The sequence below is a fragment of the Rhabdaerophilum sp. genome, assembly GCF_046092605.1.
Lineage (GTDB): Bacteria > Pseudomonadota > Alphaproteobacteria > Rhizobiales > Beijerinckiaceae > Rhabdaerophilum.
Map to the genome: position 1 here is coordinate 19415 of NZ_JBJTDY010000196.1, position 9591 is coordinate 29005.

Genomic DNA, 9591 nt, shown 5'->3' on the forward strand with positions numbered 1-9591 from the left:
AGACCGCTCAGTCGAAGCGGCCCGCGGCATGGGCGAGCATGGTGTAGACCTTGCCGGTATCCGAGGTGAGATAGGTCCGGGCAACCAGCGATTCCCGGTCGTCGCCCGCGACCTCCGCGAGCAGGCGCTCGAACTGGTCGACATAGGTATCGACCGTCCGCTTGAACTCGGCATCGCGGCGGTAGCGACGGCGGATGTCGTCATAAGCCTCCTGCCCCTGCAGCGTATAGAGCTTGCGGGTGAAGACATTGCGCTCGCCGCGGCGATAGCGATCCCACAGTTCGATGGCGGCCGCATGGTCGATCATCCGGGTGATATCGACCGACAGGCTGTCAAGCGATTCGATCCGACGGGCCGAACCGGCTTCGGTGGGGCGTGCCACCCGCGACGGGGGCGTGGGCGTGGGCGTGGGCTCCTCATCCGAGGCGCGTTCCAGCAGGCCCGAAAGCCAAGACCCGCCACCCGATGCCGCCCGTGGGGCTGGAGAGGGCGCACGTGCCGGCGGGTTTGCCGGGCGCGGCGCGGGCTCGAAGGACGGGCGGGCCGGGGCGCGCGGCGGCTCCGGCTCCATGCGACGCGCTTCGCTCACATCCAGTCCGGGGCCGGAACGGGAGACGATCTCGTTGAGTTCCGAGAGGGCACGCAGCTGGTCCCCCACCACGCGCTTCAGGTTCTGGCTGGCCTCGCGTGCCTCGCGGGGGATTTCGAGGCCGCCCGTCGCCAGCGCCGCGCGCGTGGCCTCGAGATCCGAGAGGATGTCGCGCGTAGCCTGGCGCAGGTCGCCGGCCGTCGCCAGGAAGCCCTGCACACCGTTTTGCAGCAGCGCGTTCATTTCTGTATTGGCCTGATCATAGGCCTGGCGCAGCGCCGCGGCGGTGCGCTCGCGTTCCTTGCCGGTTTCGAGCCGAATGCGTTCATATTGCGAGCCGATGGCCTGCGCCGCCGTCTCGGCGCTCTGGTGCACGAGGCTGGATGCTTCGCGCGCCCGCAATTCGGCGGTGGAGAGCTGGTCTTCCACAAGGCTCGTGAAGGAGCGGAGCATCGAATCCACGTCCTCGATCCGTGAATTGAGGGTGCCGACAATGCTCTCCAGCGCCTGCTGGCGTTCGCCGAGCAGGCTGGCAAGGCTCGACTGGCTCGAGGACAATTCGCCCGACAGCGACCGCATCGCGCTTGTCCGATCATCGAGTGCCGAGACCGCGCTCTGGCTGGTCGAGAGCAGGTCGCCGGAGGCCGAGCGGATCGCCTCGACCCGGGCCGTAAGCGCATCCGAGCCCTGGTTGGCCGCCGAGAGGATGGCCGCCAGGGTAGCTTCCAATCCGCGCACGCGCTCGCCCAGGCGGCCTTCAACCTCGGAGAGCCCCTTCGCCGTGGAGCCGACAATGGTGTTGAGCACGCGATTGGCCTCGCCCAGCTTGTCGAGCAGGCCTGCCACTTCGCCGCGCAGCCGGTCATTGGCGTCCACCAGATTGTGCAGCGACTTCGCCGAACCGCTTTCGATCGCCGCGTTGAGCTCCGCGAGCGAGGCGGTGACGCGTTCCGCAATTCCGCTCGATGCTGTTTCGAGGCCGCGCACCATGGCGAGGCCATGCTGCTCGAAGCTCGAGACGAAGTGGCCGCCCTTCTCGTCAATCAGGTTGGAGATCTGCTCGGCGCGGCCCATCAGTTCGCTGCCCACTTCGCGCGAGAGCGAGGTGAGGCTGCGTTCCACCTCGCCTGCACGCAGCAGGATGGCACCGGCGCTCTGGTCGAGGCGGCCGACGATGGCTTCAGTCGCAGCAAGCGTCTTCTGGTCGAGGATCTCGCCGGCTTCCTGCGTGCGGCGGCCAAGAATCTCGCTCGCGGCCTGGGCTTTCTGATCAAGCGCCGCGATCTGCCGGCCCAGCGGAGCGACGATGCGCTCGCCGAACACCTGCACATTCTGCTCGATATTGCCGAGCAGCGATCCGCCCGTCTCCTGCACGGCGCGGGCGAATTCCAGCGTTCGCAGCGCCACCATGTCGCTCAGCGTCTTGGCCCGCTCATCCACGCCGCTTTCGACGCGCGAGAGCAGGGCTTCGATGTTTGCCGTCACCTGCTGCGTCCGTTCTCCGATGCGGGTGCCCAGCGCGTCGCTCTGGGCCACGATGGTATGCTCGAGCTTGTCGGCCTTCGAGATGAAGGTCTTCTCGAATTCCTCAAGGCTTTCGCCAAGGCCGGAGGCGCGCGCGGTGACCGTTTCCGCGAGACGCGAGGCATTGGCGGCGAGTGCCTCGTTCACGTTCTGGCCGTGCTGGTTCATGGCCTGAAGCACGTCGCGGCCGGTGCTCGCGAGGCGCTCCGTTGCTTCCGTCGCCTGACGGGCGAGGGCGAGACCCAGATCGTCGATCTCGGTCTTGAGGCCCGAGGACGCCTCGCGGGTGCGCTCGGTGATGAGCGCGCCGAGGCTTTCACCGGCGATCGCGAAGGCCTCGTTGGCCTGGGCAACGCGGTTCGCGATCAGATCGACCAGCGCGGAACCCTGGTCGACGAGCGCGGCTTCAAGCCCGCCGCGCGTGCCTTCCAGGGCGCTCTCGAAGGCGCGGGCATTCTGAACCAGCGTTTCCTCGATGCGCGTGATGGAACGTTGCAGGGTGGTCTCGATCTGCAGCCCATTGGTGCCAAAAGTGTCGGCGAGGCGCTGAGCATTGTTGGTGAGCAGGGCCTCCATGTCGCGGGCACCCTGGCTCATCGAGCCCTCGATGCGACGCGAGGCGTCCTCGAGTACGCCGGTCACGGCGCGCGAGGTGTCGCCAAGGGTCTCCTCGATTCGGCTTGCTGTGCCGATCATGCGATCGGCCAGTTCGTCCGAACGGACCGTGAGCGCCTCGACCACGCTGGTGCCCTTCTCTTCGATGAGATTGGCGGTGTCGATGCCGCGGCTTTCCATCGAGGTGATAAAATCTTGGCTTGCCGAGCGCATCGTCTCGTTGATCTCGATCGCGCGGCTACCGATCGTCTCGATGATGTCGCGGCTGTTGGTCTGGAAGGCGGCATTCACCACCTCGGCCGTCTCGGTGATCTCGCTCTTCAGCTTCGCGCCCGTGTCGCGAATGAGGCGGGCCGAACTCTCGCTGACTTCGTCGAGGCGATTCGCCGCCGACCGCGTGATATTCTCCCATTCTCCGGTCAGGCTGCTGCTTGTCTCGCGGATGGATTGCGCCGCATTCTGGCTCATTTCCGCCAGCTGGCGCGAGGCCGCACCCGTGACGCTTTCCCACTCGGTCGTGAGCGCGTCGCCCGAAAGGCGCATGGCCTCCGCCGCGCGCTGGCTGGTGCCCATGATCTCGCGCTGGATGAGATCGGCCTGCTCGGAAAGGCGTGAGACGAGGAGCCGGCTCGCTTCGTCGAGCCCGCCCGTCGCGCCATTCGTGACCTGCTGGATCTCGTCGAGCAGCGCGGCGCGCGCGGCGTTGAGCTGGGTGATGACGGATGATGCCGTGGCTTCAAGTGCGCTGTTCGTGTCGGCGGCGGCGCCGGAGAGCTGTTCCGACAATTCGCCCGTCCGCGCGCGGATGACCTCGCCCGCATGCAGCGCGGAGCGATCCAGCGAGGTGACGAGTTCATCCTGCTTGCCGCCGATCAGGAAGGTCACGCGCTCGCCGGCCTGGTCGATGGCCTTGGCGATGCTGTCACCGGCCTTGCCGATATCGGCCGAGAAGCCTTGATGCGCGGCTTCGATCGTGTTCCGGATACGGTCGGCCGTGGCCATGATCGCTTCGCGCTCCGCGGCGAGTTCGGCCACGAGCTGGCGCATCTTGTATTCATTGTCGGCATAGGAGCGTTCGAGCGCGCTCACCTCGCCATGCACGATGCTTTCGAGTTCCGACGCGCGGGAAAGGGCGCGTTCCACGCCATCGCCGATCGAGGCAACCTCGCGGCGCACGGCCTGACCCAGGGTGAAGACCGCATCGGCGCCGACCGATTCCGGCTCGGCGAGGCGCGCGGCGACTTCCGCCATCACGCGAGCGGAGTTGCGCAGGTCGCGCGAGCGGCGATGCAGGGCCGCCAGCGCGAAGACGAACAGGATGGGCAAGATGATGCCGATCCCCGCAATCGCCAGCGGCAATTCAATACCGGGGCGCAAGGCACCATCGGCCGCATAGAAAAAACCATCGCGCTTCGAGAGCAGCAGCCAGGCCGTGATGATCCAGAGGCCGGAAAAGGCTGCCGCCAGCCCATAGGGCGTGCGCGGGCTGGCTTGCCGCAGCGGATCAAGCAGTTCCTGCACCGAGGCGCGACGATCATCATTCGCCGGCATGATCGTCGGGTTGCGAAGCAGTTCCAGCGCGCTTGGCGTACCTGCCGCCTCAAGGGCCGGGCTCGCCGGTTGTTCCATGCGGGGTTCCGGCGCTTTCGTCTCTGGCGGCTTCACCTTGCGCTGGGGCGGCTTGATATCAAGGTTCGCCCCCGGCAGAGGCGCCCCGGCCGGGTCCGAGGCGAGAAACCCGATATCTTCAACGCGCGGCAGGCGCGGCAGAGTCTCGCCGGATTGCTCCGTCGGCGCGGTCGGGGTTTCGGGCTTTCCAGTTGCATCGTCGCCGCCGAGACCCAAAGCTTCCTGGATTGCCGAAAGGGCCGCATCGGAAGCGTCGGGGTTTTTCTTCTGCGTGGCCATCAGCGTCCCACCTTGTTCGCAACACATCGGAACCGCAACTCTCCGCCTGATCCGCCAGGGGAAAGCCTCGGTGCTTCGACCGAAGTTTAACCTTTATTTTACGGATCGTGGACGGCAAGGGAAACAGGCAACGTTAACGATGTGAAATCGTCGTTAACGCAGCCGGAACCATACGGCGCGGTCCTCGCGCCTCCTTACCTTCGCGTTTACGGAATGGGCTGCATGCTCGTCCTCTTCCCGGACGGCAAGGAGCCCGTGTCCCATGTCCGCTTTCGCCCTCGCGGCCGATGTAACCGCGCCTTCCTTCGAGCGACCCGTCGATCTTGTTCATCTCGCCCGCCAGACCCTCGGCGATCGCGCCCTGGAGCGCGAGGTGCTGAGCCTGTTCAAGGTTCAAACTAAAGTCATTATTGCACAACTTCACGAGATCGGCGACGAAAAGATGCGCTACGATCTCGCTCATACCCTCAAGGGTTCTGCCCGTGCCGTAGGCGCCTGGAAGGTGGCGGAAGCCGCCGAAGCCTGCGAACGCGCGAGCGCCGACAAGGCCGCGCAATGGCAGGAGGCCCTCGCTGATCTCGCCGGCCGGATCGAGACGGCCCTGGCCGCTATCGAGGACTTCATCCGAAATTGAGGCCGTGGCGGATCGCTCGCGCCCCCTCGCCAAACGCTGCGGAAAGCGTTAGTTCCCGACCCACGGCTGAGTCTTGCCGAGACCACGCGCCGAGAGAGATTTCGTTCATGCCCCGAATTACCTTCATCGAACACAACGGAACCGCTCGCACCGTGGAGGGCGAGACCGGCTCCACCGTGATGGAAACCGCCATCCGCAATGCCGTTCCTGGCATCGAGGCGGAATGCGGCGGGGCCTGCGCCTGCGCGACTTGCCATATCTATGTGGGCCACGAGTGGCTCCCGACCGTCGGCCAGCCTGCACCGATGGAAGAGGACATGCTCGATTTCGCCTTCGACGTGCGGCCGAATTCGCGTCTCTCCTGCCAGATCAAGATCACTGCAGCGATGGACGGCCTGACCGTCACCACACCGGCGCGGCAGGCCTGACCACCGACAAGCGGTTTCTCCCCACCCCGTCAATGGCCCGCGACGCCCTTGTCCCGAGGGCAGGAGCGCGAACGGAGGCGGGGGAGGGCTTCACGTCGGTTCTGGTCCTGGCTTTCATCGCCGGTGCACTCACCATGCTGCCCCCCCCTTGCGTTCTGCCCATGGTGCCGCTCGCGCTGATGGGCGGGATGAGTCTCGCCTTCACGATGCCCGGCACATTCTTGGCCTCGGTTGGTCCGGCCATCGGGCTTTCGATCGAGGCGATCGGGATCGGGGGGCGCTGATCCTCGCCGGTTTCGACAAGACGATCGAAGACGCGCTCGTACGCGCCATGCCCGATTGGCTGATCGACCTGACAACCCGCTTCTGAGGCGTCACTCGGCCGGAGCCGCCGCACGCTCCTTGAAGATCGTTTCGTTGCCCGGCTCCGGGTGACGCGGCACCAGGAAGGAAAGCGTGAGCGAGGTTGTGGCGATGGCCGCGCCGAGATAGAACACGATGCTCGGGTTCTTGAGCCACAGCATGCCGAAGAACACGGGAATCACCACGGCCGCGATATGGTTGATGGTGAAGGCGCAGGCGGCGGTCGGGGCCATGTCGGCGGCATCGCCGATCTTCTGGATGTAGCTGCGCTGGGCGATTACGAGGATCGAGAACACCCCGTCGATGATGAAGAGCAGCGCTGCCACGGTCGCGTTGGCTGTCACCGCATAGCCGATGAAAACGAGGATCAGCACCACGTTCTCGATCGCGATGGTGCGGCGCTCGCCCCAATGGCCGACCAGCGCGCCGAGGCGGGGAGCGAGGAAGGTGTTGAGACCCGATGTGACGAGCAGCAGCATCGCCATCTGCGGCACGGTGTAGCCGAATTTCTCGACGAGCAGGAACCCGGCGAAGGCCGTGAAGATCTGCCGGCGCGCGCCGTTCATCAGGGTCAACGCATAATAGAGCCAGTATCGCTGGCGCAGAACGATGCTCTTTCGCTGCGGCACCGGGCCATCGAATTTCGGAAAGAGCAGGAAGGACGCGATGGTGATGCCGATACAGGCAAAGCCGATGATCGCGAAGAGCAGGTCATAGCGCTGTGTGCCGCTCCACCACAGAAGCGCAAGGCCGCCATAGGCCATGAATTGCGCGGTCGCCGCAGCGCCCGCCACGCGACCCATGAGCCGCGGCGCATCCTTCTTCGGGAAAAGCTGCAGGGAGAGCGACTGGTTGACCGTCTCGAAATAGTGGAAACCCACCGACATGATGAAGGTGGTGATGAGAAGCCCCGTCAGGGTCGGGAAGCCACCGGTCAGCGCAATGCCCGCGCCCAGCACGAGCAGGGCGATAAAGGCGACGGTCTGCTCGCGCATCACCATGAACCAGTAGATGGCGGTGAAGGCGAGGAAGCCGGGGATTTCGCGCACGCTCTGCGCCAGGCCGATATCGGCGCCGGAGAACCGCGCGGCATCCTTCGCGAAGTTGTTGAAGAGCGTGACCCAGCCCGCATAGCCAAGCATGTTCACGAAGGCGAGGGCCATCAGGAAGGTCACGGGCTCCTGAAGAGCCCGCCGGAAGCGTGAAACCGGCAAATCTGCGGCGGGGGTGGTCATCCTCATCCTCCCGGTCAAGAGGGACGGATGATCCCTTGTGCCTGTTCCGTCAAATGATTTCTCATGATCGAACGATCTCGCCCTGCTTTGCGCCCTCTCCCCGCACGCTTGTCCGATATCAAGGACGGTGTTTTCCCGCCATGCGAGACGAAGGGTAAGGCTTGCAGCCGATCCACGCGGTGGCGAGCGATGATGAAGCGTTCGTTGGAGGACATGATGTTCAAGAAACTGCTGGTTCCGGTCGATCTCGGGGACGAGGCCATGGCGAAGGCCTCATTGGACGCTGCCAAGGCCCTGGCCGAGCCCTGGGGCGCGGAGGTGCGTCTGCTGCATGTGCGGCCAATTCTTCCCTCTGCCTATCTCGAATATGTGCCGGCCGATTTCGAGGGGATCGAGAAGAAGCGGGCGACGGAAGACCTCGCCGCGCTGGCCGGAAAGCTCGGCCTGCCGGCGGGCAAGGCGAGCACGGTCGTGCGCACGGGCGGCGTCTACCACGAGGTTCTGGCCGAGGCGGATGAATGCAAGGCCGATCTCATCATTGTCTCCTCGCATTGGCCCACGCTTGCGACCTACCTCGTCGGCAGCCACGCGACGAACATCGTGCGCCACGCCCATTGCTCGGTTCTGGTGGTGCGCGCCTGAGCCTGATCAGGGCAGGACAAGAGAAGGCATCGCCCCGGACCGGAAGCGGGCGGGGCGGTTACGGGTGAGGTAATCGCGCATCCAGAAGCCGAGATAGGCGAAAAGCGCCACGGCGAGGCCGGCGGCAAACCAGCTTCTGTCGATGCTCGAATAGATCGCAATGCCGACGAGACCGGCCAGAATGCCAAGGCCCACGATCAGCATGCCCCAGAATTTCCAGGGTGGCACGCCTGCCAGAAGCTCCACCTGCGGCCGCGCGCCCTCGGCCCGCTCGCACAGGGCGGTGACGAAGCGGGCATAATCGGTGTTCTGTTTTTCTGTCTCGATCAGCGATTTCCAGGAGAGGCTGTCGAAGGTCACGCTCTTGCCATCGGTCGCGCGCACCGTGCAGGCGAAAGCGCGATGCGCCGTGTTGCGTGGCGAGAAGCGCAAGGTCACCCGTTCGATGCCCGTCAGCGGAAATCGCTGGATGGATCGCCCGCGCGTGGCGATCAGCTCATAGGCTGTCAGTTCAAGCTCGAGCTCTGCCGCAAATGGCTTGGGGCGATGGCTGTAGAGGATCGTGGCCAGCTTGGGCGCAATCTCTGTGGGCATGGGCCGTGTCGTTCCTTTGTCGCAGGCCAAGCTCCTTGCCCCAGGACGACGAGCGCGTCAAAGGTCGGGCGACAACAGGGGGGTTCGGGTATGCCGGTTCGGCTCATTCTCATGCGGCACGCGAAATCGGCATGGCCGGATGGCGTCGCGGATTTTGATCGGCCTCTGGCGCCGCGCGGGCAGGAAGCCGCGCCGCTGATGGGGCGCTGGCTGGGGAAACAGCCCTGGAAGCCCGATCTTGTTCTGGTCTCGGCCGCGAGGCGCACGCGCGAGACATGGGCGCATGTGGCGCCCACCCTGCCCGGTGTTGATATGGAGGCTACCCAGTCAATCTACGCGGCGAGTGCCGGGAGCTTGCTGGATCTCGTGCGGGAATCGGGCGGCGCGATGGTCACGCTGATGCTTGTGGGGCACAATCCCGGCATGCAGGAACTCGCTTTCGGGCTCGCCGATCCCGCTGCCGGCGATCGCGAGGCCCTGCGCCGCCTCTCGCGGAAATATCCCACCGCCGGCATCGCCATCCTCGAGCAGGATGGCGGCTGGAAGGATGTCGCTCCGGGCTCCATGCGACTTTCCACCTTCATCACCCCGCGCGCGCTGGGAGGCATCGACGAGGATTGAGCGGGGGATTGGTGCCGGCCGCCCTTGCGTGCATCGCCGGCAATCGCCAAATCTCGCTCCATGGCGGGGCAATCCTCCGTGCCTCCGGGCACTGTTCTCGAAACTCTGGGTCATGGCCTTGCGGGGCTTGGCGGCCTCTTCGGCGCGCCGTCCCTGCGCATCGGCGTCACGGGGCTGAGCCGCGCAGGCAAGACGGTGTTCATCACCGGCCTTGTGCATGCGCTGGTCTCCGGCGCGCGCTTGCCGGGCTTCGGCCCGCGCGCCGAGGGGCGAATCCGCGAGGCGAAGCTGGTGCCGCATCCCGATGATGCCCTGCCGCGCTTCGCCTCGCGGATTCGCCCCTCGGCGCGCGGGCCGAAGCCCGGCAAGCGCGCGCCGGAGACCAGCGCATGCACAAGGCCGGTGATGAACACCGTCTTGCCTGCGCGGCTCAGCCCC

Annotated in this window: 8 protein-coding genes and 2 pseudogenes; 6 read left to right on the forward strand and 4 right to left on the reverse strand. The window is 65.7% G+C overall.

Annotated features, from left to right (window positions below; genetic code table 11):
- Positions 1 to 7: 7 nt before the first annotated feature.
- Positions 8 to 4636 (reverse strand): hypothetical protein, encoded by a 4629-nt coding sequence (locus tag ACKODO_RS15565; RefSeq protein WP_408984359.1) that lies wholly within the window; start codon positions 4634 to 4636, stop codon positions 8 to 10.
- 262 nt (positions 4637 to 4898) lie between these two features.
- Between ACKODO_RS15565 and ACKODO_RS15570 the strand changes: the two genes are divergently transcribed.
- The 3 genes from ACKODO_RS15570 (at position 4899) to ACKODO_RS15580 (ending at position 5982) form a co-directional block, all read left to right on the forward strand.
- A complete protein-coding gene (locus ACKODO_RS15570; RefSeq protein WP_408984360.1) occupies positions 4899 to 5270 on the forward strand; it encodes an Hpt domain-containing protein in 372 nt (123 codons plus the stop codon).
- Positions 5271 to 5377: 107 nt separating this feature from the next.
- Positions 5378 to 5698: a 2Fe-2S iron-sulfur cluster-binding protein gene (locus tag ACKODO_RS15575; RefSeq protein WP_408984361.1), complete on the forward strand. Its 321-nt coding sequence runs from the start codon at positions 5378 to 5380 to the stop codon at positions 5696 to 5698.
- Positions 5699 to 5832: 134 nt separating this feature from the next.
- Positions 5833 to 5982 carry a hypothetical protein gene (locus tag ACKODO_RS15580; RefSeq protein WP_408984362.1) on the forward strand — a complete coding sequence of 50 codons (150 nt, stop codon included), beginning with the start codon at positions 5833 to 5835 and terminating at the stop codon, positions 5980 to 5982.
- Positions 5983 to 6072: 90 nt separating this feature from the next.
- Here the strand turns inward: ACKODO_RS15580 and ACKODO_RS15585 are convergent, their stop codons facing one another.
- A complete protein-coding gene (locus ACKODO_RS15585) occupies positions 6073 to 7296 on the reverse strand; it encodes an MFS transporter (protein WP_408984363.1) in 1224 nt (407 codons plus the stop codon).
- A gap of 192 nt (positions 7297 to 7488) precedes the next feature.
- Between ACKODO_RS15585 and ACKODO_RS15590 the strand changes: the two genes are divergently transcribed.
- The gene (locus ACKODO_RS15590) at positions 7489 to 7938 is read left to right on the forward strand and encodes a universal stress protein (RefSeq protein WP_408984364.1); all 450 of its coding nucleotides are present in this window, start codon (positions 7489 to 7491) and stop codon (positions 7936 to 7938) included.
- A 6-nt stretch (positions 7939 to 7944) separates the two neighbouring features.
- On the opposite strand, the gene ACKODO_RS15595 is transcribed toward ACKODO_RS15590, so the two are convergent.
- Positions 7945 to 8532, reverse strand: a complete 588-nt coding sequence (locus ACKODO_RS15595; protein ID WP_408984365.1) for a hypothetical protein — start codon at positions 8530 to 8532, stop codon at positions 7945 to 7947.
- Between the two features lie 90 nt (positions 8533 to 8622).
- Here ACKODO_RS15595 and ACKODO_RS15600 point away from each other — a divergent pair, with 90 nt between their 5' ends.
- Together ACKODO_RS15600 and ACKODO_RS15605 are read left to right on the forward strand one after the other, a co-directional pair.
- Entirely contained in the window at positions 8623 to 9153 is a 531-nt protein-coding gene (locus ACKODO_RS15600) for a SixA phosphatase family protein (protein WP_408984366.1), read from the forward strand.
- A gap of 60 nt (positions 9154 to 9213) precedes the next feature.
- Positions 9214 to 9480 (forward strand): annotated as a pseudogene (locus ACKODO_RS15605) (YcjX family protein); the annotation flags it as partial.
- Between the two features lie 41 nt (positions 9481 to 9521).
- Here the strand turns inward: ACKODO_RS15605 and ACKODO_RS15610 are convergent.
- A pseudogene (locus tag ACKODO_RS15610) lies at positions 9522 to 9566 on the reverse strand (hypothetical protein); the annotation flags it as partial.
- Between the last annotated feature and the right edge of the window lie 25 nt (positions 9567 to 9591).

Bases quoted from the DNA above. Each gene is read 5' to 3' on its own strand.
- ACKODO_RS15565 (WP_408984359.1), bottom strand. From the start codon at position 4,636: ATGGCCACGCAGAAGAAAAACCCCGACGCTTCCGATGCGGCCCTTTCG.
- ACKODO_RS15570 (WP_408984360.1), top strand. From the start codon at position 4,899: ATGTCCGCTTTCGCCCTCGCGGCCGATGTAACCGCGCCTTCCTTCGAG.
- ACKODO_RS15575 (WP_408984361.1), top strand. From the start codon at position 5,378: ATGCCCCGAATTACCTTCATCGAACACAACGGAACCGCTCGCACCGTG.
- ACKODO_RS15580 (WP_408984362.1), top strand. From the start codon at position 5,833: ATGCTGCCCCCCCCTTGCGTTCTGCCCATGGTGCCGCTCGCGCTGATG.
- ACKODO_RS15585 (WP_408984363.1), bottom strand. From the start codon at position 7,296: ATGACCACCCCCGCCGCAGATTTGCCGGTTTCACGCTTCCGGCGGGCT.
- ACKODO_RS15590 (WP_408984364.1), top strand. From the start codon at position 7,489: ATGAAGCGTTCGTTGGAGGACATGATGTTCAAGAAACTGCTGGTTCCG.
- ACKODO_RS15595 (WP_408984365.1), bottom strand. From the start codon at position 8,532: ATGCCCACAGAGATTGCGCCCAAGCTGGCCACGATCCTCTACAGCCAT.
- ACKODO_RS15600 (WP_408984366.1), top strand. From the start codon at position 8,623: ATGCCGGTTCGGCTCATTCTCATGCGGCACGCGAAATCGGCATGGCCG.